The 25,656-nt window shown below is 61.8% G+C and carries 25 protein-coding genes; 8 read left to right on the top strand and 17 right to left on the bottom strand.

Features of this window, described 5'->3' with window-relative positions; genetic code table 11:
- Nucleotides 1-20: 20 nt before the first annotated feature.
- The 9 genes from aauS to ACZ5KU_RS25585 form a co-directional block, all read right to left on the bottom strand.
- Complete coding sequence (aauS, locus tag ACZ5KU_RS25625) at nt 21-1,922, bottom strand: two-component sensor histidine kinase AauS (RefSeq protein WP_464736437.1); 1,902 nt, start codon at nt 1,920-1,922, stop codon at nt 21-23.
- Nucleotides 1,923-2,062: 140 nt separating this feature from the next.
- On the bottom strand, nt 2,063-2,797 hold the full coding sequence (locus ACZ5KU_RS25620) for an amino acid ABC transporter ATP-binding protein (RefSeq protein WP_054057467.1): 735 nt from the start codon (nt 2,795-2,797) through the stop codon (nt 2,063-2,065).
- Nucleotides 2,794-3,465, bottom strand: a complete 672-nt coding sequence (locus ACZ5KU_RS25615; RefSeq protein WP_054057468.1) for an amino acid ABC transporter permease — start codon at nt 3,463-3,465, stop codon at nt 2,794-2,796. The genes ACZ5KU_RS25620 and ACZ5KU_RS25615 overlap by 4 nt, the downstream gene beginning before the upstream one ends.
- Entirely contained in the window at nt 3,465-4,211 is a 747-nt protein-coding gene (locus ACZ5KU_RS25610; RefSeq protein WP_054057469.1) for an amino acid ABC transporter permease, read from the bottom strand. The genes ACZ5KU_RS25615 and ACZ5KU_RS25610 overlap by 1 nt, the downstream gene beginning before the upstream one ends.
- Before the next feature lie 202 nt (nt 4,212-4,413).
- Nucleotides 4,414-5,328: a glutamate/aspartate ABC transporter substrate-binding protein gene (locus tag ACZ5KU_RS25605; RefSeq protein WP_464736436.1), complete on the bottom strand. Its 915-nt coding sequence runs from the start codon at nt 5,326-5,328 to the stop codon at nt 4,414-4,416.
- A 420-nt stretch (nt 5,329-5,748) separates the two neighbouring features.
- Nucleotides 5,749-7,287: a glycerol-3-phosphate dehydrogenase gene (glpD, locus tag ACZ5KU_RS25600; protein WP_054057494.1), complete on the bottom strand. Its 1,539-nt coding sequence runs from the start codon at nt 7,285-7,287 to the stop codon at nt 5,749-5,751.
- Between the two features lie 290 nt (nt 7,288-7,577).
- A complete protein-coding gene (locus tag ACZ5KU_RS25595; protein ID WP_054057471.1) occupies nt 7,578-8,333 on the bottom strand; it encodes a DeoR/GlpR family transcriptional regulator in 756 nt (251 codons plus the stop codon).
- Between the two features lie 297 nt (nt 8,334-8,630).
- Entirely contained in the window at nt 8,631-10,136 is a 1,506-nt protein-coding gene (gene glpK, locus ACZ5KU_RS25590; protein WP_054057472.1) for a glycerol kinase GlpK, read from the bottom strand.
- A 93-nt stretch (nt 10,137-10,229) separates the two neighbouring features.
- Nucleotides 10,230-11,078, bottom strand: a complete 849-nt coding sequence (locus ACZ5KU_RS25585) for an MIP/aquaporin family protein (RefSeq protein ID WP_054057473.1) — start codon at nt 11,076-11,078, stop codon at nt 10,230-10,232.
- Nucleotides 11,079-11,450: 372 nt separating this feature from the next.
- Here ACZ5KU_RS25585 and ybaK point away from each other — a divergent pair, with 372 nt between their 5' ends.
- Both ybaK and ACZ5KU_RS25575 read left to right on the top strand, forming a co-directional pair.
- Nucleotides 11,451-11,921 carry a Cys-tRNA(Pro) deacylase gene (gene ybaK, locus ACZ5KU_RS25580; RefSeq protein ID WP_017902750.1) on the top strand — a complete coding sequence of 157 codons (471 nt, stop codon included), beginning with the start codon at nt 11,451-11,453 and terminating at the stop codon, nt 11,919-11,921.
- Nucleotides 11,922-12,014: 93 nt separating this feature from the next.
- Complete coding sequence (locus ACZ5KU_RS25575) at nt 12,015-12,797, top strand: PhzF family phenazine biosynthesis protein (RefSeq protein WP_054057474.1); 783 nt, start codon at nt 12,015-12,017, stop codon at nt 12,795-12,797.
- A 233-nt stretch (nt 12,798-13,030) separates the two neighbouring features.
- Here ACZ5KU_RS25575 and ACZ5KU_RS25570 read toward each other — a convergent pair whose 3' ends face one another.
- Genes ACZ5KU_RS25570 through ACZ5KU_RS25560 form a run of 3 tightly spaced genes read right to left on the bottom strand, consistent with a single transcriptional unit; the run spans nt 13,031 to nt 15,244 of the window.
- Nucleotides 13,031-14,074: an ABC transporter ATP-binding protein gene (locus ACZ5KU_RS25570; protein WP_054057475.1), complete on the bottom strand. Its 1,044-nt coding sequence runs from the start codon at nt 14,072-14,074 to the stop codon at nt 13,031-13,033.
- The gene (argF, locus tag ACZ5KU_RS25565) at nt 14,071-14,991 is read right to left on the bottom strand and encodes an ornithine carbamoyltransferase (RefSeq protein WP_054057476.1); all 921 of its coding nucleotides are present in this window, start codon (nt 14,989-14,991) and stop codon (nt 14,071-14,073) included. The genes ACZ5KU_RS25570 and argF overlap by 4 nt, the downstream gene beginning before the upstream one ends.
- On the bottom strand, nt 14,981-15,244 hold the full coding sequence (locus tag ACZ5KU_RS25560) for a hypothetical protein (protein ID WP_464736435.1): 264 nt from the start codon (nt 15,242-15,244) through the stop codon (nt 14,981-14,983). The genes argF and ACZ5KU_RS25560 overlap by 11 nt, the downstream gene beginning before the upstream one ends.
- Before the next feature lie 177 nt (nt 15,245-15,421).
- On the opposite strand from ACZ5KU_RS25560, the gene ACZ5KU_RS25555 reads away from it, so the two are divergent.
- The 3 genes from ACZ5KU_RS25555 to grxD all read left to right on the top strand — a co-directional run bounded on the left by ACZ5KU_RS25555 (nt 15,422) and on the right by grxD (nt 18,427).
- Complete coding sequence (locus ACZ5KU_RS25555; protein ID WP_054057477.1) at nt 15,422-15,712, top strand: type 1 glutamine amidotransferase family protein; 291 nt, start codon at nt 15,422-15,424, stop codon at nt 15,710-15,712.
- 135 nt (nt 15,713-15,847) lie between these two features.
- Complete coding sequence (locus ACZ5KU_RS25550; RefSeq protein ID WP_416770381.1) at nt 15,848-17,953, top strand: molybdopterin oxidoreductase family protein; 2,106 nt, start codon at nt 15,848-15,850, stop codon at nt 17,951-17,953.
- 135 nt (nt 17,954-18,088) lie between these two features.
- On the top strand, nt 18,089-18,427 hold the full coding sequence (grxD, locus tag ACZ5KU_RS25545; protein WP_017902756.1) for a Grx4 family monothiol glutaredoxin: 339 nt from the start codon (nt 18,089-18,091) through the stop codon (nt 18,425-18,427).
- A gap of 131 nt (nt 18,428-18,558) precedes the next feature.
- Here grxD and bfr read toward each other — a convergent pair whose 3' ends face one another.
- Nucleotides 18,559-19,032: a bacterioferritin gene (gene bfr, locus ACZ5KU_RS25540; protein ID WP_054057479.1), complete on the bottom strand. Its 474-nt coding sequence runs from the start codon at nt 19,030-19,032 to the stop codon at nt 18,559-18,561.
- 200 nt (nt 19,033-19,232) lie between these two features.
- Nucleotides 19,233-19,451 carry a bacterioferritin-associated ferredoxin gene (locus ACZ5KU_RS25535; protein WP_054057480.1) on the bottom strand — a complete coding sequence of 73 codons (219 nt, stop codon included), beginning with the start codon at nt 19,449-19,451 and terminating at the stop codon, nt 19,233-19,235.
- A gap of 291 nt (nt 19,452-19,742) precedes the next feature.
- Between ACZ5KU_RS25535 and ACZ5KU_RS25530 the strand changes: the two genes are divergently transcribed.
- Nucleotides 19,743-20,345 carry a peroxiredoxin gene (locus tag ACZ5KU_RS25530; RefSeq protein WP_054057481.1) on the top strand — a complete coding sequence of 201 codons (603 nt, stop codon included), beginning with the start codon at nt 19,743-19,745 and terminating at the stop codon, nt 20,343-20,345.
- A gap of 72 nt (nt 20,346-20,417) precedes the next feature.
- On the opposite strand, the gene rnt is transcribed toward ACZ5KU_RS25530, so the two are convergent.
- A complete protein-coding gene (gene rnt / locus ACZ5KU_RS25525) occupies nt 20,418-21,095 on the bottom strand; it encodes a ribonuclease T (protein ID WP_054057482.1) in 678 nt (225 codons plus the stop codon).
- The gene (gene pyrC / locus ACZ5KU_RS25520; protein ID WP_464736434.1) at nt 21,092-22,138 is read right to left on the bottom strand and encodes a dihydroorotase; all 1,047 of its coding nucleotides are present in this window, start codon (nt 22,136-22,138) and stop codon (nt 21,092-21,094) included. Before pyrC ends, rnt begins: the two co-directional genes overlap by 4 nt.
- 156 nt (nt 22,139-22,294) lie before the next feature.
- Between pyrC and ACZ5KU_RS25515 the strand changes: the two genes are divergently transcribed.
- Both ACZ5KU_RS25515 and ACZ5KU_RS25510 read left to right on the top strand, forming a co-directional pair.
- Nucleotides 22,295-23,260 carry a flagellar protein MotY gene (locus tag ACZ5KU_RS25515; RefSeq protein ID WP_054057484.1) on the top strand — a complete coding sequence of 322 codons (966 nt, stop codon included), beginning with the start codon at nt 22,295-22,297 and terminating at the stop codon, nt 23,258-23,260.
- 129 nt (nt 23,261-23,389) lie between these two features.
- Nucleotides 23,390-24,607 carry an argininosuccinate synthase gene (locus tag ACZ5KU_RS25510; RefSeq protein WP_054061663.1) on the top strand — a complete coding sequence of 406 codons (1,218 nt, stop codon included), beginning with the start codon at nt 23,390-23,392 and terminating at the stop codon, nt 24,605-24,607.
- Between the two features lie 164 nt (nt 24,608-24,771).
- Here the strand turns inward: ACZ5KU_RS25510 and ACZ5KU_RS25505 are convergent, their stop codons facing one another.
- Nucleotides 24,772-25,311, bottom strand: a complete 540-nt coding sequence (locus ACZ5KU_RS25505; protein WP_054057486.1) for a hypothetical protein — start codon at nt 25,309-25,311, stop codon at nt 24,772-24,774.
- Nucleotides 25,312-25,656: the final 345 nt, after the last annotated feature.

Here is a 25,656-nt window from a genome sequence, read left to right as displayed (position 1 = left end):
CAGGACGGTCAGGTCGTTGTTCATATCGGCTCGGCCTTGGCAGGGATGACCCGCGGTAGATGGAGGACGAAGGCGGTGCCGCCGCTGGCCGGGTGCTCCACGCCCAGGTTGCCGCCGGCCGCCGCCGCCAGGCTCGCCGAGAGCGTCAGGCCCAGGCCGAGGCCTTGTGCGCCGGGCTTGGTGGTGAAAAAGGGTTCGAACAGGTGCTTGCGCGCTTTCAGGCCAATGCCGTGGCCGTTGTCGCGCACTTGCAGGCGGTACTTGCCTTCGGCGAAGTCGCCCTCCAGCCACAGTTCCGGCAACGGCTGTGCCTGCATGGCGTCGAGGGCGTTGCCGAACAGGTTGACCAGGATCTGCTCCAGGCGGGTCGGATCGATCGCCAGCTGGACGTCGTCATGGTCGCGGTGGATTTCCAGGTGCATGGCCTCGATGCGGCCGCTCAACAACTGCAGGGCGGCATCGATGGATTTGCCCAGGTTGGCCTCGCCCTTGTCATCGCCCCGGCGGGCAAAGGCGCGCAGGCTGGCGGTGATGCGGCCCATGCGGTCGATCAGGTCGTTGATGGTGCGCAGGTTGGTGCTGGCCACCTCCAGCTCGCCGCGTTCGAGAAACCGAATGGTGTTGCCGGACAGGGTACGCAAGGCTGCCAGGGGCTGGTTCAGCTCGTGGGCGATGCTGGTGGACATCTGGCCGATGGCGGCCAGCTTGCCGGCCTGCACCAGTTCATCCTGGGCCCGGCGCAGGGTTTCCTCGGCCTGGCGCCGCTCGCGGATCTGGTCCTTGAGCCGGTCGTTGCTGGCGCGCAGGTCGGCGGTGCGTTCGGTGATGCGTCGTTCCAGCTGGTTGTTGGCCTCCTGCAGGGCTTCCCGTGCGGCCAGGCGGGTGGCGAGCACCTTGCGCCGCTCGTTCCAGGCGATCAGCAGGAACGCCACCAGGGCAAAGGCCACCGCGACCAGGATGCCCTGGTTGGCCGCTTCCCGCCGCAGGTCCTGCAAGGGCGTGAGCAGGGTGAAGTTCCAGGGGGTGTCGGCCAACTGGCGGGTCTGGGCCAGGTAACTGACATTGTCGCCGTCCTTGACCAGGTCGGGGTTGGCGGGGAAGGTCAGGGTCTCGACGCCATCGCCGAGGCGTTCGCGGGCCAGCGGCTGCAGCTCGTTGAGCGGCCACCAGTAGTATTGCAGGCTGCGCGCCAGGCGATCCTTGGTCTCCGAGTTGAGCGGGCGGACCGACTTGAGGCGTCGGCTCGGGTCGCTGGAGAGAATGATGATGCCGTTCTCGTCGCTGACGAAGGCTTCCAGCCGGGCACGCTGCCAGCGTTCCTCAAGGGCTTCGAGGCGCACCTTGATCACGGCCACGCCGATGATCTTGCCTTGTTCCTCAAGGCCGTGGGCCAGGTAGTAGCCGGGTTCGCCGAGGGTGCTGCCGATGCCGTAGAAGCGTCCCGGCTGGCCGCGTACGGCGTCCTGGAAATAGGCGCGGAACGACAGGTCTTCGCCGAGGTAACTGTCGCTGTCGCGCCAGTTGCTGGTGGCCAGCACCCGGCCGGAGGTGTCCAGCACATAGATCGCCCGGCTGCGGCTGCGGCGGTTGAGGCCTTCGAGATATTCGTTGACGGTCTGGCGATGGTCGGCGTCGGGCTCGCGCAGCAGGTCCGAGACGCTGGACTCAAGTTCCAGCAGGCTGGGCAGGTAGGTGTACTTGCTCAGTTCGCTTTCGACGGTGCGCGCATGCAGTTCCAGTGCGCGCTGGCCATTTTCGCTGAGGGTGCGGATGCCGTAGTGCTCGCTGATGCGATAGCCGGCATAGCCGAGGCCGATCATCAGCAGGATGATCAGCGGCGGCAGGAACAGGTGACGGATCAGGCGGGGTTTCACGGCGAGTGATGGCGGCGTCGCACGATAGAGATTGGGGTCGCATTTCATCACAGATGCCTTGGGTCAACCAGATCGTCTTGGTGGGAGCGGCGCTGCTGCCCGCGAGGGCAGCGAGTGCGCTGAAGGCTTCGCGGGCAAGCCCGCTCCCACAAGACTGCGCAGTCCGCGGATACTGCGGTCCGGCCCTGTCAGTGCTGCAGGATTTTCTCGAGGAAGTGCTGCGCACGGTCGGAGCGGGCGCTGATGTCGCCGAAGAACTCTTCCTTGTTGCAGTCTTCGATGATCTTGCCCTGGTCCATGAAGATCACACGGCTGGCGACCTTGCGGGCGAAGCCCATCTCGTGGGTCACGCACATCATGGTCATGCCTTCCTGGGCCAGCTGGACCATCACGTCGAGCACTTCGTTGACCATTTCCGGGTCGAGGGCCGAGGTCGGTTCGTCGAACAGCATGACGATCGGGTCCATCGCCAGCGCCCGGGCGATCGCCACGCGCTGCTGCTGGCCGCCGGAGAGCTGGCCGGGATGCTTGTGCGCATGGGCCGACAGGCCGACGCGATCGAGCAATTGCAGGCCTTTTTTGGTGGCTTCTTCCTTGCTGCGGCCCAGCACCTTGATCTGCGCGATGGTCAGGTTCTCGGTGATGGTCAAGTGCGGGAACAGCTCGAAGTGCTGGAACACCATGCCCACTCGCGAGCGCAGTTTCGGCAGATCGGTCTTCGGGTCGGCGATGGAGGTGCCGTCGACCACGATGTCGCCTTTCTGGAACGGTTCCAGGGCGTTGACGCACTTGATCAGGGTCGACTTGCCCGAGCCCGATGGGCCGCAGACCACCACCACTTCACCCTTTTTGACTTCGGTGCTGCAATCGGTCAGCACTTGGAAGTCGCCATACCACTTGTTGACGTTCTTGATAGAGATCATACGGCAAACCTTTTTTGCAGACGCTTGACCAGCAGCGAGGCGGCGAAGCTGATTGTGAAGTAGACCAGGCCGGCGAAAATCAGGAACTCGTTGGAACGGCCGACGATGTCGCCGCTCGAACGTGCCGAGTTGAGGAAGTCCACCAGGCCCACGGTGTAGACCAGCGAGGTGTCCTGGAACAGGATGATACTTTGCTGCAGCAGCAGCGGGGTCATCTTGCGGAAGGCCTGGGGCAGGATGATCAGGCGCATGGTCTGGCCATAGCCCATGCCCAGTGCCTGGGCGGCGCCCATCTGGCCCTTGGGAATCGACTGTACGCCGGCCCGGACGATTTCACAGAAGTACGCCGCCTCGAACATCATGAAGGCGACGATACAGGAGGTGAATGCACCGATCGGCGTGTCTTCGCCGGTGATCCAGCGCAGCACGAACGGTACCGCCAGGTAGAACCAGGTGATCACCAGCAGCAGCGGGATCGAGCGGAAATAGTTGACGTAGGCACCGGCGATCGCCGACAGCAGCTTGTTGTGGGACAGGCGCATGAGTGCCAGCAGGGTACCGATGATGATCCCGCCGACGACGCCCAGGGCCATCAGTTGCAGGGTCATCAGCATGCCGTTCCACAGGCCGGGGATGGCCGGGACGATGTCGCTGAAATCGAATTCCATTATTTACCCCCCACGGAGATCAGGCCGGGCACCGAGACTTTCTTCTCGACCAGGCGCATGAGCAGCATCAGGCTCATGTTCAGGGTGAAGTAGATCAGCGTCGCCAGGGTGAAGGCTTCGAACAGGTTGGCGGAGAACTCGGCGGTCTGCTTGGTCTGCGCGAGCAGTTCCATCAGGCCGATCAGCGAGGCGACGGACGAGTTCTTGAAGATGTTGAGGAATTCCGAGGTCAGCGGCGGAATGATGATCCGGTAGGCCTGGGGCAGCAGCACGTGCCAGTAGATCTGCGGCAGCTTGAAGCCCATGGCGCGGGCGGCCGATTCCTGGCCGCGGGGCAGCGCCTGGATACCGGTGCGCACCTGTTCGCAGACCCGTGCGGCGGTGAACAGGCCGAGGCAGATCACCACGCTGATGTAGGCCGAGGTGGTCGGGTTCAGGTCCTGCTTGAACCATTCCTGCAGGTTCGGCGGCAGCAGGTCGGGTACCAGGAAGTACCAGATGAACAGTTGCACCAGCAGTGGCACGTTGCGGAACAATTCCACGTAGCAGGTCGCGATACCGGCTACCAGACGGTTGGGTACGGTGCGCATCACGCCGAGTATGGAACCCAGGACCAATGCAATGATCCAGCCCACGATGGCGATCGCGATGGTCCAGCCCAGCCCGGAGATGAACCAGTCGAGATAGGTCTCGCTGCCCACGCCGGTGGTCTTGAAGAACACGCCCCAATCCCAGTTGTAATTCATTCGGGTCTCCCCTCAGGTCGATCGATGTACGAGCACGTGCTTCCCGGGACTCCGCCCCGCCCGCCAGTGTCTGTCGGGCACACCGGTACCGCTCGCGGTCCGAGTGTTGTTCCAGTTCGATTCAGAAGAAGCCAGTACAGCAGGTGTTCAACAGACTTCCCGGGCCGTGCTGGCGGCCCCGGGAAGTCAGGTTAGCTGTGACTCAGATCTTTGCATCCGGCGCTGGCTTGTCGTTCGGATTCTCGATCAGGGCCTTGAGCTCCTTGCTCATCGGGAACTGCAGGTTCAGGCCTTTTGGCGGAATCGGCTGGGTGAACCACTTGTCGTAGATCTTGTTGATCTCGCCGGACTTGTAGAGGCCCACGATGGCGTCATCCACGGCTTTCTTGAACGCCGGGTCGTCCTTGCGGACCATGCAGCCATAGATTTCGTAGGACTGTGGAGTACCGGTCACTTCCCAGTCGGTCGGCTTCTTGGCCTTGGCCATTTCGCCGGCCAGCAGTGCGTCGTCCATCATGAAGGCCACGGCACGGCCGCCTTCGAGCATCTGGAAGGACTCGCCGTGGTCCTTGGCGGAGATGACGTTCATGCCCATCTGCTTGTCGGCGTTCATCGCCTTGAGGATGCGCTCGGAAGTGGTACCGGCGGTGGTCACCACGTTCTTGCCCTTGAGGTCGGCGAAGTCCTTGTAGGTGGAGTCCTTCTTCGACAGCAGGCGGGTACCGATCTCGAAGATACCGACCGAGAAATCGACCTGCTGGGCGCGTTCGGCGTTGTTGGTGGTGGAGCCGCACTCGACGTCGACGGTGCCGTTCTGCACCAGCGGGATACGGGTCTGGGAGGTGACCAGGTTGTACTTGACCTTCAGGTCAGGCAGGTTCAGGTCTTTCTTGATACCTTCGACGATGGCCAGCTGGATATCGTGGGAGTAGCCGACCGGCTTGCCGGAAGCATCAGCGATGTAGGAAAACGGAATGGAACTGTCGCGATGGCCTAGGGTGATGGTCCCGGACTCTTTGATCTTCTTCAGGGTGCCGGTCAGTTCGGCAGCGGAAACTGGAGTGCCGATCAGAGCGGCAGCGATTGCGGCGCCCAGGATGTGGGGAACGATGCGCATCGGTTACTTTCCTCGAGATTGTTTTTCTTATGGAGCCTTTCAGTCGGCTCGGGTACTGCGAACGGCCCGCAGGGCCCAAGGGGCTGAGTGAGCATTCGGTAATGGAAGTATAGAGCACGACTCGTGCCACACCCGGCGATGTGGGCTTCTCTATTGATTTATAAGGGTTTTTTGTGGTTTTCGAGCGAAGGGGGAAGGGACTGGCGTCCGGTTCGCCGAATGCTGGCCGAACGGGCGTTCGGAAAACCGAATGGTAGAGGGGGGAGCGGGGGCGCTATTCGCGGCGGTGCGCCGCTCCTACCGATCCCGACCCCGGTTTCTGGAGCCCCATGAACCGCAGGAGCGGCCGGCCGACGCTCGGTTGCCCGCGAATAGGCCGGCCGCCCTGCCCGGAATCCTGAAGCAGCCCAGGCAGGAAAGTCAGGCCGCCTCGATCTTGCTGCGCGCCTGCTCGACCTTGTCCAGGTAGTCCTGCAGTTTCTGCTGCTGCTCAGGGCTGGTGAACAGCCCCAGCTTGCTGCGCCGCCAGAGAATGTCCTGGGCGGCGGTCGCCCATTCTTCACTGCACAGGTAATCGACTTCACGGCTGTAGAGGCCAGCGCCAAGGTGTTCGCCGAGGTCGCCGAGCGTCTGTACGCCTTCCAGCAGGCGCCAGGCACGGCTGCCGTAGGTGCTGGCCCAGCGCCGGGCGATTTCGCTCGGCACCCAGTCGAAGCGTTTGCGGATCGCCTCGGCCAGGGCCTGTGGCGTGGTCATGTCTTCGCCACCGGGCAGGGTCGAGGCGGCGGTCCAGCTCGGCCGCATCTGGGTGAAGAACGGGGCCAACTGGCTCATCGCCGACTCGGCCAGCTTGCGGTAGGTGGTCAGCTTGCCACCGAACACCGACAGCAGTGGGGCTTCCTCGGTATTGCCCGACAGCGCCAGGGTGTAGTCGCGGGTCACTGCCGATGGGTTGTCGGATTCGTCGTTGCACAGCGGGCGCACGCCGGAATAGCTGTGCAGGATATCGCCACGGGCCAGTTGTTTCTTGAAGTGCGCATTGACCACCTTCAACAGGTAGTCGGTTTCCGCCTCGGTGATCGCCACCTTGGCCGGGTCGCCCTGGTATTCGCGGTCGGTGGTGCCGATCAGCGTGAAACGGTCCAGGTAGGGGATGGTGAACACGATGCGCTGGTCCTCGTTCTGCAGGATATGCGCGTGTTCGCCTTCATACAGCCGAGGCACGATCAGGTGGCTGCCCTGGATCAGGCGGATGCCGTAGGGCGAGTCGAGCTTCAGGTCATCCTTGATGAACTTGGCGACCCAGGGGCCGGCCGCGTTCACCAGGGCCTTGGCCTGGATCGAGAAGCGTGCGCCATCGGCGCGCTCCATCTCCAGGTGCCACAGGCCCTTGGCACGGCGGGCGCTGGTGCAACGGGTGCGGGTGTGGATATGCGCACCCTTCTCCCGGGCAGCCATGGCGTTGAGCACCACCAGGCGAGCGTCGTCGACCCAGCAGTCGGAGTATTCGAAGCCCCTGCCGATTTCCGCCTTGAGCGGGCTGTCGGCGCCGAACTTGAGGCTGCGCGAACCGGCAAGCTTTTCGCGTTTGCCCAGGTGGTCATAGAGGAACAGGCCGGCGCGAATCATCCAGGCCGGACGCAGGTGCGGGCGATGCGGCAGGACGAAACGCATCGGCTTGACGATGTGCGGGGCCTTGGCCAGCAGGACTTCCCGTTCGGCCAGGGCTTCGCGCACCAGGCGGAACTCATAGTGTTCCAGGTAGCGCAGGCCGCCATGGATCAGCTTGCTGCTGGCCGACGAGGTGTGGCTGGCCAGGTCGTCCTTTTCGCAAAGGAACACCGAAAGACCGCGACCGGCTGCGTCCGCGGCAATCCCGACACCATTGATGCCACCGCCAATCACGGCGATGTCATAGATCTCGGCAAGGGGTGGTGCAGGCAAGGTGGTGGAAGTCATCGGCGAGCCTCGCATGGCGGTTGCTATATTTGAATTCGAACATTTATGTTCATTTTCGAAAATATTAGCTGATATGTACGCACGCAGCTACCCGCTTCCGATTGAAAAAATTCATCAGAAAGGTCTGAAAGGAAAATTATCGAACATCGAGGCGGCGTGGGGGAGGGTAGTGCGGTAGCGGGCTTGCGCGCGCAGCTCTGAGGGGCTGCGCTGGCCCTTCGCGGGCAAGCCAGCTCCCGCAGCGGTTGTCAGTGTCCCGGGCTCTGCCGGGGCAGGGATGTGGCAGCCGATCAGACTACGTCGAGGCGGATCTTGTGCTGGTTGAGCAGTTGCGCCAGGGCCGGAACCGGGGCCTGGTCGGTGACCAGGCAGTCGATCAGGGTGATCGGGCCCAGGCGCACCATGGCATTGCGGCCGAACTTGCTGGAGTCGGCGGCCAGGATGACCTGGCGGGCGTTGGCGATGATCGCCTGGGACACCCGCACTTCCTGATAGTCGAAATCCAGCAGGCTGCCGTCCTCGTCGATGCCGCTGATGCCCACAAGGGCGAAGTCGACCTTGAACTGGTTGATGAAGTCGACACTGGCCTGACCCACCACGCCACCGTCGCGACGGACGTTGCCGCCGGCCAGTTGCACTTCGAAGTCGTCCTTGGCGCTGAGGATCGACGCCACGTGCAGATTGTTGGTGATGATCTTCAGGTGATTGTGATTGAGCAGGGCGCGGGCAATCGACTCGGTGGTGGTACCGATATTGATGAACAGCGAGGCATGATCGGGAATCTGCCGGGCGATGGACTCGGCGATCCGCTGCTTTTCGTCGCGCATCTGGTCGGCGCGCATGGCGTAGGCGGTGTTTTCCACGCTGGAGTCATAGGCGGCTCCGCCGTGGTAGCGGCGCAACAGGTTGGAGTCCGCCAACTGATTGATATCGCGGCGGATGGTTTGCGGGGTCACGACGAACAGCTGGGCCATTTCCTCGATGCTGACATAGCCGCGTTCGCGGACCAGTTCGAGGATTTGCTGCTGGCGGGGAGGCAGATTCATGGGGCGTCCTTTGGGCTGCCATACAAATTCCACCATGATGCCGCAGGAAGAACCGGTCTGCCACTTGCAGGGCCGCTGAAACGATTCTCAGGTCGCAAACCGGGCGAGTGCCGGTCGCTCGGCGTGGGCAGTCGGATACGACTGGATTGTTGCGGGGGGATTGCGTGATTGTGGTCAAGCGTGGAGCCGTATTCGCGGGCAAGCCACGCTCCTACAGAAAACGGTGTCGTACACGACACGCGTCCTGCAGGAGCGGGGCTTGCCCGCGAATGGGCCCTTAAACCCGGCTCATCCGACTCAGTGGCTCTCTTCGTGCGGTTCCCAGTCGCGGGTACGGCTCACGGCCTTTTTCCAGCCACCGTAGAGTTTTTCCTTCTCGGCTTCGGCCAGTTGCGGTTCGAACTCGCGCTCGATGACCGCCTTGCCGCGCAACTCTTCCAGGCTGCCCCAGAAGCCGCAGGCCAGGCCGGCCAGGTAGGCGGCACCGAGGGCAGTGGTTTCACGCATTTGCGGGCGTTCGACCTGGGTGCCGAGGATGTCGGCCTGGAACTGCATCAGGAAGTTGTTGGCAACCGCGCCGCCGTCCACGCGCAGGGCCTTGAGGCGTTCGCCGGCATCCTGCTGCATGGCGTCGAGCACGTCGCGGGTCTGGTAGGCGATCGACTCCAGGGCAGCACGGATGATGTGGTCGACCTTCACGCCACGGGTCAGGCCGAACAGCGCGCCACGGGCATAGGGGTCCCAGTACGGGGCTCCCAGGCCGGTGAAGGCCGGGACCAGGTAGACGCCGTTGCTGTCCTTGACCTTGTTGGCGAAGTATTCGGTGTCGTAGGCGTCGTTGACGATCTTCAGCTCGTCACGCAGCCACTGCACGGTGGAACCGCCGTTGAACACCGCGCCTTCCAGGGCATAGGCCACTTCGCCGCGGGGGCCGCAGGCGATGGTGGTGAGCATGCCGTGGTTGGATTTCACCGCCTTGGTGCCGGTGTTCATCAGCAGGAAGCAACCGGTGCCGTAGGTGTTCTTGGCCTGGCCCGGCTCCACGCACATCTGGCCGAACAGCGCGGCCTGCTGGTCGCCGGCGATACCGCCGATGGCGATGCCGCTCTTGGTGCGACCGTAGATTTCCGAGGACGACTTCACTTGCGGCAGCATTTCCCGCGGAATGTCGAGGATTTCCAGCATCTTCGAATCCCACTCCAGGGTGTGGATATTGAAGAGCAGGGTGCGCGAGGCGTTGGTGTAGTCGGTGACGTGGGTCTTGCCGCCGGTGAATTTCCAGATCAGCCAGCTGTCGACGGTGCCGAACAGCAGCTCGCCATTGCGCGCACGCTCGCGGCTGCCTTCGACGTTGTCGAGGATCCACTTGAGCTTGGTGCCGGAGAAGTAGGGGTCGGTGACCAGGCCGGTGGTTTCGCGGATGTAGTCTTCATGCCCGTCGCGCTTGAGCTGCTGGCAGATCTCGGTGCTGCGGCGGCATTGCCAGACGATGGCGTTGTAGATCGGCCGGCCGGTGGTCTTGTCCCAGACCACGGTGGTTTCGCGCTGGTTGGTGATACCGATGGCGGCGACCTGGTCATGGTGCAGGCCGGCTTGTGCCAGGGCCTCGACCATCACTGCGCTCTGGGTGGCGAAGATTTCCATCGGGTCGTGCTCGACCCAGCCGGCTTGCGGGTAGTGTTGCTGGAATTCGCGTTGGGCGGTGCAGACCACGTTGGCGTCGCGGTCGAAGATGATCGCCCGGGAGCTGGTCGTACCCTGATCGAGGGCAATGATGTAGTTCTTATTCTGAATGTCGGTCATTTTCGATTGCCTTGGACTGGTATAGGGAAAAATGTTCAGGCGGGTCCCATCAAGGGAAGACGATACCCGCCGGGTCTGGCGTGACGCGGTGGATCAGGAAGCGCGAACCTTCTTGGCAGCGGTCGCAGGCTCTTCCTCTACGGCGGTGGTGCTGGGCAGGTGGCGGGCGATCATCCCGCGATACAGGGCGGCCCCGAGGCTGGCACCGAGAATCGGCGCGAAGATCGGAACCAGGAAGTACGGAATGTCGCGCCCGCCAGTGAAGGCTATTTCACCCCAGCCGGCAACGAAGGTCATCAGCTTGGGCCCGAAATCCCGTGCCGGGTTCATCGCGAAGCCGGTCAGTGGGCCCATGGCGCTACCGATCACCGCGATCAGCAGACCGATCAGCAGGGGCGCCAGCGGGCCGTTGGGCAGGCCGTTGTTGTCGTCGGTCAGGGACATGATCACGCCCATCAGGATGGCGGTGATCACCACTTCGACCAGGAAGGCCTGGGCCGTGGTCAGGGCGGCATTCGGGTAGGTGGAGAACACCGAGGCCAGCTCCAGGCTGGCTTGCGAACCGCGAACCATGTGGTGAGCCTGTTCGAAATCGAAGAACAGGTTGCTGTAAAGCGTGTAAACCAACGCAGCCGCGCAGAAGGCGCCGGCGATCTGGGCGATGATGTAGAACGGCAGTTTGCGTTTTTCGAAGTCGGCGAACAGGCACAGCGCAATGCTGACGGCCGGGTTGAGATGCGCACCGGAAACGCCGGCGGTCAGGTAGATCGCCATGCTCACGCCGACCCCCCAGATGATGCTGATTTCCCACAGGCCAAAACTGGCACCCGCGACCTTGAGCGCGGCGACGCAGCCGGTGCCGAAGAAAATCAGCAGGGCAGTCCCGAGGAATTCGGCAATGCATTGTCCCGATAGCGATGGTTGTTTCAGAGCGGTAGTCATTGGATACCTCGATTTTTGTTGTTGTGTGACGCCAGACCCGGTGGTTGGCGTGGTCTTCACATCGACTGTCGGGGATCCCCATCCCTGAAGTCGACTTACCGCTGGGTATTGCTGGATTAGGACTATGATCTTCAGATTCGAAAAAATATAGACAAGAAACACTGCTGTCAAAGGTCGAAAGTGAACGGTTATCCACATTGTGACTATTGATTGAGTGAATGAGGTTGTTTGGCTTGTAGGAATATGGCGAGCTTGCAGGTGCCTCCTGAGATTTCTGACCCTTGAACTAGAGGGTTTCGTGCCGCCAATAGAGCCTTTTGCGCAGGGATGACCTAAAATCCGCGCTTACCTACCCGTCTGCCAGGATTGATCATGACGCCTGCCTTGGATCTGCTGAAAAAAGTTCGTGCCGAACATCGTGTGCACAGTTACGAACATGATCCGAAAGCCGCCTCCTATGGCCTGGAGGCCGCGGAAAAGCTCGCGCTCGCGCCGGCCCAGGTGTTCAAGACGTTGCTGGCGAGCAGCGAAAAAGCCGAATTGCTGGTGGCGGTGGTACCGGTCGTCGGAAGTCTGGATCTGAAGGCTCTGGCCCACGCCGCCGGGGTGAAGAAAGTCGAGATGGCCGACCCGGCTGCCGCCCAGCGGGCGACGGGCTATCTACTCGGTGGCATCAGCCCGTTGGGGCAGAAGAAGCGCTTGCGCACGTTCATCGACCAGAGCGCCCAGGGTTTCGCGACCATCTTCGTCAGTGCCGGACGCCGTGGCCTGGAGGTCGAGCTGGCCCCGGCGCTGCTGGCCGAGCATACCCAGGCGAAGTTCGCGGACATCGGCCGCGCCTGAGCGGTCTGTATGGCGTAAATTCAGCGGTTCTGTCACTGGGCGACGATGGGGGAACGAGCACACTGACGCTCTTGGACAAGGAGAGAGGACGTCATGCAGCTTGAATTTCACCAGGTCGATGCTTTCAGCGAACGGCCCTTCAGCGGCAATCCGGCGATGGTCTATCGGCTCGACACCTGGCTGGCCGATGAGTTGATGCAGAAAATCGCCGCCGAGCATAATCTGGCGGAAACCGCCTTTCTGGTCCGCGAGGGCGCTGCCTGGCGTATCCGCTGGTTCACCCCGACCACCGAAGTGCCGCTCTGCGGCCATGCCACCCTGGCCAGCGCATTCGTATTGTTCGAGGTCTACGGCGAACGGCAGGAGACCCTCGAGTTCGTCTGCAAGGCCGGTGCACTGAGTGTCAGTCGTGAGGCTGATCGGCTGTGGCTGGATTTCCCGGTGAGGGTGCCAGGTGGAGTCGGTGTCACCGTCGAGGTCGAACGGGCACTCGGTACGCCGGTGATCGATGTACTGGGGGCCAATGAGTTGTTCGTGGTGCTGCCCTCCGAACAGGCCGTGCGCGACTGCACGCCTGACTGGGCGGCGGTGGCCAGGCTGCCCTGGCCGGGCGTGATCGTCACCGCGCCGGGCGAGCGGCATGATTTCGTCTCGCGCTATTTCGCCCCGGCCATCGGTATCAACGAGGATCCGGTTACCGGCTCGACCCATTGCGCGCTGATTCCCTACTGGGCGCAGCGCCTGGACAAGACTGCGCTGACGGCCTATCAGTGTTCGCCGCGGGGCGGGGAGCTGTTCTGCCGGCTGGAAGGCGAGCGGGTGAAGATCGGCGGCCAGGCCACCCTGGTGGCCAGTGGGCGGCTGACACTGGTCTGAGTCGGCAGAGCGGCGTTGTGGCCGCTTGCTCGCGAAAAACGCGCAAGTCCCTGTGGGAGCGGGCTTGCCCGCGAAGAACGATGACGCGACCTAGGCTGTGTACGAAATTGTTTGAAACGCAGGTTAGGCAAGGCAAAAACCGGCGAGGAAGCGCAGTTGACTGGTTGTCAATGAGCATTCCGAGCCGGTTTTTAACGCCGCATAACCAAGTTTCAAGCGATTTCGTACATAGCCTAGGCCTGAAACAGCACCAGGTGCTCGGCGGCCACGCGGATCCCGACTTCCTCGCCCGGCTGGTGATCGGCATGGCTGGGGAAGATCGACTCCAGTTGGCTGCCGCTGGGCAATTGCAGGCGATAGAGGGTCGCGGCACCGAGGAACGTCCTGCTGGTGACCCGTGCCTTCAGCGAACTTTTCGGCGCCGGGACGATGTCGTCCGGGCGCAGCAGTACATCCACCGCCGTGCCCGCCGGCCAGGCATAGGCGCGGTTGCCACGCAGCACACCCAGTTCGGTCTGCACCGATTCGTGCGTCTGCAACTGCCCGCGGATGAAGTAGCCCTGGCCGATAAAGCTGGCGACGAATGGCGACGCCGGCTCGTGATAGAGGTTATAGGGCGTATCCCACTGCTCCAGCCGACCTTCCTTGAAGACCCCGACATGATCGCTGACGGCGAAGGCCTCTTCCTGATCATGGGTGACCAGGATCGCACTGGTGCCGCGCAGCTTGAGAATGTCGCGGACTTCGTGACTGAGCTTGCGGCGCAATTCGCCATCGAGGTTGGAGAAGGGTTCGTCGAGCAGCAGCAACTGCGGCTCCGGTGCCAGCGCCCGGGCCAGGGCCACCCGTTGCTGCTGGCCACCGGAAAGCTCATGGGGATAACGCTGGCCCAGGCCCTTGAGGTTCACCAGCTCCAGCAACTCGGCGGTGATCCGCTCCAGGTCCGGGTGCCTGCGAATGCCGAAGGCGATGTTCTGCGCGACGCTCAGGTGCGGAAACAGCGCGTAGTCCTGGAATACCATGCCGATTCGGCGTTTCTCCGGGGCCAGGGTGAAACCGGCCCTGGAGATGACCTCGCCGGCCAGCTGGATCTCGCCCTGGTGGACCGGCTCGAAACCGGCAATGGCGCGCAGCGTGGTGGTCTTGCCGCAACCCGAAGGGCCCAGCAGGCAACCGATGTCGCCGGCATTGAGATGCAGGTTGAGGTTCTGCACGACTCGCTGGTCCTGGTAACCGCAAACCAGGTCGTGCAGATTCAGCAGTAGCGAATGGCTCATGCAGGGCGGTACGCCGGCTTGACCAGGAACTCGAGCAGGGCCTTTTGCGCATGCAGGCGGTTCTCGGCCTGGTCCCAGGCGACCGAGCGCTTGTCGTCGAGCAGGTCGACGCTGATTTCCTCGCCGCGGTGGGCGGGCAGGCAATGCATGAACACGACGTCCGGGGCTGCCAGGTCGAGCAGTTCACGGGTGACCTGCAGGGGTGCGAACAGCTCCAGGCGCTTGGCGGTTTCCTCTTCCTGGCCCATGGAGGTCCAGACGTCGGTACTGACCAGATGTGCACCGCGCACCGCTTCCCGTGGGTCGCGGACCAGGCGTACCCGCTCGCCGGCCTGGGCCAGCAACGCCGGGCTCGGGTCGTAGCCTTCGGGGCAACTGATACGCAGCTGGAAGTCGAACTGGATCGCCGCTTCGATGTAGCTGTTGCACATGTTGTTGCCGTCGCCGATCCAGGTCACGGTCTTGCCCTGGATCGAGCCGCGATGTTCGAGGAAGGTCTGCATGTCGGCGAGCAACTGGCACGGGTGCAGTTCGTCGGACAGGCCGTTGATCACCGGTACGCGGGAGTTGGCGGCGAACTCGGTCAGGGTGCTGTGCTTGAACGTGCGCAGCATGACCACGTCGAGCATGCTCGACAGCACGATGGCGCTGTCGCCGATGGGCTCGCCACGGCCCAGTTGGGTGTCGCGCGGCGACAGGAAGATCGCCTGGCCGCCCAGCTGGATCATGCCGGCTTCGAACGAGACCCGGGTACGTGTCGAGGATTTCTCGAAGATCATCCCGAGAATACGGCCCTTGAGCGGCTCGAACAGGACACTTCGATCACGCAGGTCCTTCAGCTCGATGCCTCGACGAATCAGCCCGGCCAGTTCAGCGGGCGTGCAATCCATCAGGGAGAGAAAGTTCCTAGCGCTCATCATTGACTACCTTTTTTGCAACAGACCGCAGATGCTCAAAACCGGGTTTTTCGGAAAAACGGGTGAGACCTGCGGCGTAAGCCGCACGGGGCGACGAAATAGGGGGAGACGCGATCGTATAAGAAAATGTCGCGTGATACCAATAGGAGGCTTCGTTTTGGAATGATGAAACGAGGGCGCGAGGGTTATTTCCGCGCTTTTTGCTACAGTTTTCCAAGCCGGTACCGATAATCGCAATGTGCCATTTGTACACGGCTGCCACCGCCTTTGGCAATTGACGCGGCGGCGGCAGGCGGCTGCGGGTCGTTTTCTGAACCGGTGGTCGAATCTTTTGCGGTCATGCTCGCGTGGCCAGGCAAAAGCGGAAACATTTCCTAAACTATGTGGCTAGGTTATAAATGTGTCATTGCAGACACACAGAGGCTTTGGAATGGAATCGAAAGAGCAACAGCTCATGGAATTGCTAAGGCTGACTGCACAGGCGCTGACGCATATGACTGCCTCTGTGACCGCAATGTCTTTCGAATTGTTGCGCAGTGACGACGAAGTCACGCGTGCGTCCGGACGACGAATGATCGATCGCATGGCCACCATCAGCTCCGGCCTCGACGAACATTGGCGCTTGATCGGCGAGCTGACCGGCGTGCAGGTGGCCCACGAGCAGGTCCAGACCGTCCAGGAAATCCAGATGCAGTCCACCCCCAGGTTGCCCCTGTCCTGATCCCCGCAGGCGCCATCGGCTCGCCTGATACTCCCCGATTCACAAGACGAACGTCGCTGGCAGGCCTGTCCGCCACGGGCCATAGTTCTGTTTCCGCAGCCTGTCGGGCTGCCCAGAACAAGACAGAGACTGGCCATGACCAAGACTCTTCACCACCGTGCCTGCCATCTGTGCGAAGCCATTTGCGGCCTGACCATCGAAACCACCACCACTGCCGATCAGGTTCAAATCACCTCGATCAAGGGGGATGCCCTGGACACGTTCAGTCGTGGCCATATCTGCCCCAAGGCGGTGGCGTTGCAGGATATCCAGAACGACCCTGATCGCCTTCGCCAGCCGATGCTGAGGGTGGGTGAGCAATGGCAGCCGATCGGCTGGGAGCAGGCCTTCGACCTGGTGGCCGAGCGCCTGGCCGCGATCCAGCAACAGCATGGGCCGAATGCCGTGGCGACCTACCAGGGCAACCCGAGTGTGCATAACTACGGGCTGATGACCCACAGCAACTACTTCCTCGGGCTGCTCAAGACCCGCAACCGCTTCTCCGCGACTTCGGTCGACCAGTTGCCGCAGCACCTGAGCAGTTACCTGATGTACGGCCACGGACTGCTGCTGCCGATTCCCGACATCGATCACACCGACTTCATGCTGATTCTCGGTGGCAATCCATTGGCCTCCAACGGCAGCATCATGACCGTGCCCGATGTGGAGAAGCGCCTGAAGGCGATCCAGGCGCGTGGCGGCAGGCTGGTGGTGGTCGATCCGCGGCGCAGTGAAACCGCAGCCATCGCCGACCAGCACCTGTTCGTGCGTCCGGGAGGCGATGCGGCCTTGCTTTTCGGTCTGCTCAACACGTTGTTCGAGGAAGGTCTGACCCGTGGCAGCCATCTGCCGGTGGACGGCCTGGATGAGGTGCGGGCCGCAGTGGCGCCGTTCACGGCGCAGGCGATGAGCCCGCTGTGCGCCATCCCTGCCGAGCAGATCCGGCAGTTGGCGCGGGATTTCGCCGCGGCGGACAAGGCGGTCTGCTATGGGCGGATGGGCGTTTCCACCCAGGCCTTCGGCACTCTCTGTCATTGGCTGGTGCAACTGCTCAACCTGGTGACCGGCAATCTTGACCGGGTGGGTGGTGCCTTGTGCACCGAGCCGGCGCTGGATCTGGTGGCCTCCACCGGCGGCGGGCATTTCAATCGTTGGCAGAGCCGGGTTTCCGGCTTGCCGGAGTATGGCGGTGAGTTGCCGGTATCGGCGCTGGCCGAGGAAATGCTCACGCCCGGCGAAGGGCAGGTGCGGGCACTGGTGACGGTGGCCGGCAACCCGGTGCTGTCGACGCCCAATGGCCGACAGTTGGAACAGGCGCTCGCCGGTCTGGAGTTCATGGTCAGCATCGACCTGTACATCAACGAGACCACCCGGTACGCCGATCTGATCCTGCCGTCGACCTCGGCGTTGGAGAACGATCACTACGACACCACGTTCAACCTGTTCGCCGTACGTAACGTCACGCGCTTCAATCGGGCGATCCTGGCCAAGCCCGAAGGGGCCTTGCATGACTGGGAGATCTTCGTTGGCCTGGCCAGGGCGTTTGCCGCCCGTACCGGCAAGGAACTGAAGCCGACGCTGCCACCGGCGCAGATGATCGATATGGGCCTGCGCCTGGGGCGCTATGGCGACGGCTCCGAGTACAAACTGTCGGTACAGCGGCTCGCCGAGCACCCCCACGGGCTCGACCTTGGCGCGCTCAGGCCCAACCTCGGCAAGCGCTTGAAGACACCCGAACAGCGTGTTCGGGCCGCGCCACCGGAAATTCTCGCCGACCTGGAGCGTTTTGCCGCGCAACAGCTGCCGCAGGCGGGGGAGTTGTTGATGATCGGGCGCCGCCATGTGCGCAGCAACAACTCCTGGATGCACAACTACCATCGCCTGGTGAAGGGCAAGCCGCGGCACCAGTTACTGATGCACCCGGATGACCTGGCCAGCCGCAGGCTCGAAGACGGGCAGCGGGTGCGGGTCAGTTCACGGGTCGGGACGATCGAGGTCGAGGTGGTTGCCAGCGTCGAGATGATGCCGGGGGTGGTGAGCCTGCCCCATGGCTGGGGGCATGCGCGCCCGGGCGTGCAGATGGCGATCGCCAGCGGCCAGCCGGGCTCCAGCGCCAATGACCTGACCGATGAGCGGCAGGTGGACCGGGTATCGGGCAATGCGGCGTTGAATGGCGTACCGGTACGGGTGGTCGCGGCTTGAGGGCCGTGCTGTCTGGCCACAGGCGGCCAGGCTCATGCGATTATCATCGGGGAGACCGAGCAGCGCGCTCGGCTTTCCGATACAATGCCTCACCGTGCCGACAACCGAGTCGGAAAGTTTTTGCCGAGGTGTTCCATGGATATCATCGAAACGATTAAAGAGCAGATTGCCAACAACACCATTCTGCTTTACATGAAAGGCTCGCCGAATGCCCCTCAGTGTGGCTTCTCCGCGAAAGCCGCGCAGGCGGTCATGGGTTGTGGCGAGAAGTTCGCCTACGTGGACATCCTGCAGAACCCGGAAATCCGCGCCAACCTGCCCAAGTACGCCAACTGGCCGACCTTCCCGCAGCTGTGGGTAGCCGGTGAGCTGGTCGGCGGCAGCGACATCATGGCCGAGATGTTCGCCAACGGCGAACTGCAGACCCTGATCAAGGACGCTGCCCAGAAAGCCGCGGCCAAGACCGAGGCCTGATCGGCGGTTGCGGCGTCGGGCTTGCCGAAGCCAGCCGCTTGGCGCGCAAGCCCTGACCGCACCGTTTCTGACGCCCAATAAAAAGCCCCGCCTCTCGACAAGAGGGCGGGGCTTTTTATTGGGTGACGTTTTTACTCGTCGCCCATCTGCGATTGCAGGTAGTTTTCAAGCCCGATCTTGTCGATCAGGCCCAGCTGGGTTTCCAGCCAGTCGATATGCTCTTCTTCGGATTCGAGGATATCTTCCAGCAGTTCGCGGCTGCCGAAGTCATTGTGTTTCTCGCAGCAGGCAATCGCTTCCTTCAGATCCTTGTGGCCTTGTCGTTCGAGCCTCAGGTCGCACTCAAGCATTTCCCGGGTGTGCTCGCCGATGAGCAGCTTGCCCAGATCCTGTACGTTGGGGATGCCTTCCAGGAACAGGATGCGCTTGATCAGCTTGTCCGCGTGTTTCATCTCGTCGATGGACTCGTGGTACTCGTGCTTGCCCAGCTTGTTCAGGCCCCAGTCCTCATACATCCGCGCGTGCAGGAAGTACTGGTTGATCGCGATCAGCTCATTGGCAAGGATCTTGTTGAGCTGCTGGATGACTACTTTATCGCCTTGCATGATGGGGTCCTGCCCTGTAATCGCTGTCTATAGGGCGGAGTTTGATCCCGGCAACTTCGAGTGTCAAACCTAAGTTATTGAATAATATATGAAAATTAATCGGAATAAGAATGTTTTTATTCTGCGTTATGCCGCTAAGCAATTGAATTGCGGACATAAAAAAACCGGACACCAAGTCCGGTTCCTTAAAATTCGCTGTTTTATGCGGCAGAAAATTCTACGGCATAGGGCAGGGCGGCCTGGCTGCTTTGCAGTTCGGTCAGCGTTTCACGCACCACCTGCTTGGCCAGGCAGGCACACTTGCCGCATTGGCTGGCAACGCCGGTCGCCTGGCGTACTTCACGGTAGCTGCAGCAGCCTTCGAAGATCGCATCGCGGATTTGTCCGTCGGTAACGCCATTGCAGAGGCAAACGTACATAGGGTGGGAACCGTCGCTGGTTGGAACTCGATTGCCGTTGATCTTAATGTTAACGAGAATGATTGTCAAAGTGGTTTGGGCGGGCATTTCGGCGATTCGAATACCGTCTGACGAATGGCGTGCGGGCCATAGGGGGACGGCTTTGCAAAAACCGTTTAGGAGCGTCAAAAAACGCGGTGTATGATGGTGGGTTCCAAGGACACGAGGTCGTCGCGTCATAGGCTTGTCGCTTAGAGGGGGCATCCTTGCACCGACCTCGTTCTGAACGTGACTATCACCAGGAGATATCCAATGAGCGTACTCGTAGGCAAACCAGCCCCCGACTTCACCGTGCCGGCCGTACTGGGCAATGGCGAAATCGTCGACAGCTTCACCCTGTCCTCGGCCATCAAGGGCAAATACGGCCTGGTGTTCTTCTACCCGCTGGACTTCACCTTCGTCTGCCCATCCGAGCTGATCGCCCTGGACCACCGCATGGCGGACTTCCAGGCGCGTAACGTCGAAGTGGTTGCCGTGTCCATCGACTCGCACTTCACCCACAACGCCTGGCGCAACACCGCCATCAACGACGGCGGCATCGGCAAGGTCAAGTACACCATGGCTGCCGACCTGAAGCACGAAATCGCCCAGGCCTACGACGTCGAGTCCGAAGGCGGCGTGGCTTTCCGTGGCGCCTTCCTGATCGACGACAAGGGCATCGTCCGCTCGCAGATCGTCAACGACCTGCCACTGGGCCGTAACATGGAAGAGCTGATCCGTCTGGTCGACGCCCTGCAGTTCCACGAAGAGCACGGCGAAGTCTGCCCAGCCAACTGGAAAAAAGGCGACAAGGGCATGAACGCCTCGCCAGAAGGCGTTGCCGCCTACCTGACCGAGAACGCCGGCAAGCTGTAAGCCGCCGCTTCACGGACAAAAAAACCGGCCTCAGGGCCGGTTTTTTCATGGGCGCGATTCGTTCGGGCGGGATCAGTCGTTGAAGTCTTCCCAGCCGCCCATTTCCTTCCAGCGGTTGACGATGCCGCAGAACAGCTCGGCGGTCTTCTCGGTGTCGTAGCGCGCCGAGTGGGCCTCGCGACCATCGAAATCGATACCGGCGGCCTGGCAGGCCTTGGCCAGTACGGTCTGGCCGTAGGCGAGGCCGGCCAGGCTGGCGGTGTCGAAGCTGGAGAACGGGTGAAACGGGTTGCGCTTCATGTCCAGGCGCGCCACGGCGGCGTTGAGGAAGCCGAGGTCGAAGCTGCTGTTGTGGCCGACCAGGATCGCCCGCTTGCAACCGTTGGCCTTGAGTGCCTTGCGTACGCCGCGGAAGATGTCGGTCAGCGCGGTTTCCTCGCTGACTGCCATGCGCAGCGGGTGATCGAGCTTGATCCCGGTGAACTCCAGGGCCGCCGCCTCGATGTTGGCACCTTCGAACGGCTCGACCCGGAAGAAGTAGGTGTGCTCGGGGAACACGAAGCCATCTTCGTCCATGCCGATGGTGGTCGCGGCGATTTCCAGCAGGGCGTCGGTGGCGGCGTTGAAGCCACCGGTCTCTACGTCGACGACCACTGGCAGGTAGCCGCGAAAGCGTGCGGCCATCGGGTGGCGGGGGCCACCTGAAGCACCGTTGCCTTCCAGTTCGTCGTCGAAATGATCATCACTCACAGGGTTTCCTCCAGCAGGCGCCAGCGCAGTTTTTCACCGGCGCGCAGCGGGATCACGGACAACTCGCCAAACGGCAGGCTGGCGGGGACGGTCCACTCTTCGCGAACCAGGGTGATGCGCTCGCTGTTCGGCGCCAGGCCGTAGAAGCGCGGGCCGTGCAGGCTGGCGAACCCTTCGAGCTTGTCCAGGGCATTACGCTGCTCGAACGCCTCGGCATACAGCTCGATGGCCGCATAGGCGGTGTAGCAACCGGCGCAGCCGCAGGCGGCTTCCTTGGCGTGCTGGGCGTGGGGCGCCGAGTCGGTGCCGAGGAAGAACTTCTCGCTGCCGCTGGTGGCGGCGTCGAGCAGGGCCGACTGGTGCGTATTGCGCTTGAGGATCGGCAGGCAGTAGTAATGCGGCCGAATGCCACCCACCAGCATGTGGTTGCGGTTGTACAGCAGGTGGTGGGCGGTGATGGTCGCGCCGACGTTGCCCGACGCCGCGTTGACGAACTGGACCGCGTCGGCCGTGGTGATGTGCTCGAACACCACCTTCAGCGTCGGGAAGCGCTCGACCACACGACTCATGTGCTCGTCGATGAATTGTTTCTCGCGGTCGAACACGTCGACCTCGCTACGGGTCACTTCACCGTGCACCAGCAGCGGCATGCCGACTTCGGCCATGGCCTCCAGGACGGGGAAGATCTTGTCCACGCTGGTCACGCCGGAGTCCGAGTTGGTGGTCGCGCCAGCCGGGTACAGCTTGGCCGCGTAGACGAAACCACTGGCCTTGGCGGCGCGGATCTGCTCGGGTTGGGTGCGGTCGGTGAGGTAGAGCACCATCAGCGGCTCGAAACGGCTGCCGGCTGGCCGCGCCGCGAGAATGCGCTGGCGATAGGCGTCGGCTTCGTCGGCATCGCGCACCGGTGGCACCAGGTTTGGCATGATGATGGCGCGACCAAAGGTGCGCGCAACATCCGCAACAGTGTGGGGTAACGCAGCACCATCGCGAAGATGGATATGCCAGTCGTCGGGACGCAGCAGGGTCAGGCGGTCGGACATTGGGGATTCCAGGCGGGTCGAACTCAGGGGAATGCTACCGGAAAAGACTCTCTCAGGCACTCGCTATCAAGTTTTGCCGGATGCAACCGATATCCCGAAGGTATGGCGTAGAACCGGTACGTCAGTCTCACAGCCGTAGAACCATTGGAGCCTCCCGTGCGCCAGCGTTATTTAGCCCTGCTCAGTATGTTTGCCAGCCTGCCGGCCATGGCGTTGACTTTCCAGACCCGTCTGGAAAGCATCGAATGGAAGGTGGAAGGGGACAAATTCGAGTGTCGGCTGACTCAGCCGATCACCGACTTCGGTGCCGGCGAGTTCGTGCGACGTGCGGGCGAGCAGGCGATTTTCCGGCTCAAGTCCAATAACCACATGTTCGGCGGCGGTTCGGCGACCCTGCTGGCCGCGGCGGCGCCCTGGCAGCCCGGGCGCGGCGACATCAACCTGGGCTCGGTGAAAATCGGCAATGGCGATGTGCTGTTCAACAGTTCCCAGGGCCAGGCCGGCGGCCTGTTCCATGGGCTGCTCGAAGGCCGTAGCCCGTTGGTCCGTCACTATTCCCGTGAGGGCGGGGTTTCCGAGGTGCGCCTGTTGCCGGTGAAGTTCAACCAGGCCTACAGCGACTTCCAGAGCTGTACCGCCAAGCTGCTGCCGAAGAATTTCGAGCAGATCAAGCAGGCCGAGGTCGGTTTTCCGGATGGCGGCATCGAGCTCAACGCCCAGGCCAAGGCCCAATTGCAGGTGATGCTGGACTTCATGAAGGCCGATCCGACCGTCAATCACATCGAGCTCGACGGCCATTCGGACAACAGCGGCAACCGCCTGACCAACCGCGACCTGTCACGTCGACGTGCGCTGGCGGTGATGGATTTCTTCAAGGCGGCCGGTATTCCGGAGTCGCAGATCGTCATGCGTTTCCATGGCGAGCGTTACCCGCTGGTGCCCAACACCAATCCCGCCAACCGGGCGAAGAACCGTCGGGTCAACATCCACCTTGAACGTGCCCCGGAGGCTCCCGCCGCACCCGCTCCCGCCGCGGCAGCGCCCGCTGCGCCGACGCCCGAGAAGCCAGCCGAAAAGCCGGCACCGACCGCAGCGGCTGGCAGCGCGGCGAAAACTTCCTGAAACGGCTGTTCTCGTCGCGCTCCCGACAGTATCTGTCGCATTGACATCCTTGGCTGTCGCGCCTCTGTAAAACCACGAACCGGGTCGGTAGAATCGGGCCTTTCCGTACAACCCCCGTGGAGTGATGGCATGGCCGACGTAAAAAAGGTCGTTCTCGCGTATTCCGGCGGCCTGGACACTTCGGTGATCCTCAAGTGGCTGCAAGATACTTATAACTGTGAAGTGGTGACCTTCACCGCTGACCTGGGTCAGGGCGAAGAGGTCGAGCCGGCTCGTGCCAAGGCGCAGGCCATGGGCGTCAAAGAGATCTATATCGACGACCTGCGCGAAGAGTTCGTACGCGATTTCGTCTTCCCGATGTTCCGTGCCAACACCGTCTACGAAGGCGAGTACCTGCTGGGTACTTCCATCGCGCGTCCGCTGATCGCCAAGCGCCTGATCGAAATCGCCAACGAAACCGGCGCCGACGCCATTTCCCACGGAGCCACCGGCAAGGGTAACGACCAGGTGCGTTTCGAGCTGGGCGCCTACGCGCTCAAGCCGGGTGTGAAAGTGATCGCTCCGTGGCGCGAATGGGACCTGCTGTCCCGTGAGAAACTGATGGATTACGCTGAAAAGCACGCCATCCCGATCGAACGTCATGGCAAGAAGAAATCGCCGTACTCGATGGATGCCAACCTGCTGCACATCTCCTATGAAGGCGGCGTGCTGGAAGACACCTGGACCGAGCACGAAGAAGACATGTGGCGTTGGACCGTCTCCCCGGAGAACGCTCCCGACAAGCCGCAGTATCTGGAACTGACCTACCGCAACGGCGACATCGTTGCGCTGGATGGCGTCGAAATGACCCCGGCCACCGTGCTGGCGACCCTGAACCGTATCGGTGGCGCACACGGTATCGGTCGTCTCGACATCGTCGAGAACCGCTACGTGGGCATGAAGTCCCGCGGCTGCTACGAAACCCCTGGCGGTACCATCATGCTGCGCGCGCACCGGGCGATCGAGTCGATCACCCTGGACCGCGAAGTCGCTCACCTCAAGGATGAGCTGATGGCCAAGTACGCCAGCCTGATCTACACCGGCTACTGGTGGAGCCCTGAGCGTCTGATGCTGCAACAGATGATCGACGCTTCGCAGGTTCACGTGAACGGCGTGGTTCGCCTGAAGCTGTACAAGGGCAACGTGATCGTGACCGGCCGCAAGTCCGACGAGTCGTTGTTCGATGCCAACATCGCAACCTTCGAGGAAGATGGCGGCGCCTACAACCAGGCCGATGCTGCCGGCTTCATCAAGCTCAACGCGTTGCGCATGCGCATTGCCGCGAACAAGGGCCGCAAGCTGTTCTGATCCAGTGCCTGCCTGAAAAGAACCCGGCCATGCAGGCCGGGTTTTTTTGCGTCGTGAACAGTAGGCGGAGTGCGCCTCGGGGGCATCTTCTCGTTCGGCCTGCTGGTTGAGGTATGCGGCGGGAGAGATAAGGCTGATCTGGCGCGAACAGGCGGTGCCAGGGGTCAATCCGGGTGCTCCTCCCGTTGATGGTGGAGCCCGAAGCGGTAGTTCTTCGCCAGTTCCCACACCTGGCGCACACTCAACTCCAGCGTCTGGGCAATCTCCTGGGCGGTGTATCCCAATGCCGCGTAGTGCATGGCATGGCCGGCGATCACGTCATCATCCTGCAGGCCGCCAACGTCCGGCTGGGGATGGCGGTACCTCCTGGCAGCCGCCAACGGGCGTCGCTGGGCGATTTTCAGCCCCTGATCCCGGGCCATTCTTTTTATTTCTTCCTTGTTCATCTTCAACGAATATTGCAAGGCATAAATGCCTGCGCCCTTCGTTATCAGGTCTTTCAGAAGTTCAACTTTCCTTGTGTAGTCCTCCTCTGTTTCAGTGGTTTTTTCCGAACAGCCTGCTGCTGTTCGATTGTTGGCGGGTGACTCTTTTTTTGCGCTGGTATCTATCGTTCCACCGCTTTTGATGAACTCGCTGATGGCCAGTTCCAGTTCGTGAGGTTTACAGGGAGTATTCTCTTTGTTTATTTTTGCGTTTTTCATGATATATAGCCTGCTCGTGGAAGTGGATAGGCTGTAATGGATTTTCCTGCGAGGGGACCGGGTCGAGGCGGTTCCTGTTTTCAAAGAAGCTAGCGGGAGAAATTTTTGCCTGCAAGGGAAAAGCATGTTGCTCAGTTGTCGGTAATTTTTTCGGTTGGCAAGTTTTAATGTTTTGGTAAGCGTTCTTTTGGTGATGTAGTCCGTTTCTTTAAGTTGAGGTTGGTGTGGATGTAAATTGTCTTGGTGCTGTTTTGTTATGATTTTTCTTGAATGTTTTTAATTATCCTTTTGCAAAGATTTATCTGGTGCCGGAGCACAGTCTTTTCTGTCGGGCCTCGCCGAGGC

The organism is Pseudomonas sp. Tof1, from assembly GCF_055390395.1.
The sequence above is the reverse complement of the archived record's forward strand: the minus strand, read 5'-3'. Positions and strand labels throughout refer to the sequence as shown.

Coding starts and splice junctions, on each gene's coding strand:
- ACZ5KU_RS25570 (WP_054057475.1), bottom strand. CDS start 14,074: ATGAGCCATTCGCTACTGCTGAATCTGCACGACCTGGTTTGCGGTTAC.
- ACZ5KU_RS25535 (WP_054057480.1), bottom strand. CDS start 19,451: ATGTACGTTTGCCTCTGCAATGGCGTTACCGACGGACAAATCCGCGAT.
- ACZ5KU_RS25575 (WP_054057474.1), top strand. CDS start 12,015: ATGCAGCTTGAATTTCACCAGGTCGATGCTTTCAGCGAACGGCCCTTC.
- ACZ5KU_RS25595 (WP_054057471.1), bottom strand. CDS start 8,333: ATGAATCTGCCTCCCCGCCAGCAGCAAATCCTCGAACTGGTCCGCGAA.
- pyrC (WP_464736434.1), bottom strand. CDS start 22,138: ATGTCCGACCGCCTGACCCTGCTGCGTCCCGACGACTGGCATATCCAT.
- ACZ5KU_RS25615 (WP_054057468.1), bottom strand. CDS start 3,465: ATGGAATTCGATTTCAGCGACATCGTCCCGGCCATCCCCGGCCTGTGG.
- ACZ5KU_RS25620 (WP_054057467.1), bottom strand. CDS start 2,797: ATGATCTCTATCAAGAACGTCAACAAGTGGTATGGCGACTTCCAAGTG.
- ACZ5KU_RS25510 (WP_054061663.1), top strand. CDS start 23,390: ATGGCCGACGTAAAAAAGGTCGTTCTCGCGTATTCCGGCGGCCTGGAC.
- ACZ5KU_RS25605 (WP_464736436.1), bottom strand. CDS start 5,328: ATGCGCATCGTTCCCCACATCCTGGGCGCCGCAATCGCTGCCGCTCTG.
- ACZ5KU_RS25505 (WP_054057486.1), bottom strand. CDS start 25,311: ATGAAAAACGCAAAAATAAACAAAGAGAATACTCCCTGTAAACCTCAC.
- glpK (WP_054057472.1), bottom strand. CDS start 10,136: ATGACCGACATTCAGAATAAGAACTACATCATTGCCCTCGATCAGGGT.
- ACZ5KU_RS25610 (WP_054057469.1), bottom strand. CDS start 4,211: ATGAATTACAACTGGGATTGGGGCGTGTTCTTCAAGACCACCGGCGTG.
- bfr (WP_054057479.1), bottom strand. CDS start 19,032: ATGCAAGGCGATAAAGTAGTCATCCAGCAGCTCAACAAGATCCTTGCC.
- ybaK (WP_017902750.1), top strand. CDS start 11,451: ATGACGCCTGCCTTGGATCTGCTGAAAAAAGTTCGTGCCGAACATCGT.
- argF (WP_054057476.1), bottom strand. CDS start 14,991: ATGAGCGCTAGGAACTTTCTCTCCCTGATGGATTGCACGCCCGCTGAA.
- glpD (WP_054057494.1), bottom strand. CDS start 7,287: ATGACTTCCACCACCTTGCCTGCACCACCCCTTGCCGAGATCTATGAC.
- ACZ5KU_RS25585 (WP_054057473.1), bottom strand. CDS start 11,078: ATGACTACCGCTCTGAAACAACCATCGCTATCGGGACAATGCATTGCC.
- aauS (WP_464736437.1), bottom strand. CDS start 1,922: ATGAAATGCGACCCCAATCTCTATCGTGCGACGCCGCCATCACTCGCC.
- ACZ5KU_RS25550 (WP_416770381.1), top strand. CDS start 15,848: ATGACCAAGACTCTTCACCACCGTGCCTGCCATCTGTGCGAAGCCATT.
- ACZ5KU_RS25555 (WP_054057477.1), top strand. CDS start 15,422: ATGGAATCGAAAGAGCAACAGCTCATGGAATTGCTAAGGCTGACTGCA.
- ACZ5KU_RS25530 (WP_054057481.1), top strand. CDS start 19,743: ATGAGCGTACTCGTAGGCAAACCAGCCCCCGACTTCACCGTGCCGGCC.
- grxD (WP_017902756.1), top strand. CDS start 18,089: ATGGATATCATCGAAACGATTAAAGAGCAGATTGCCAACAACACCATT.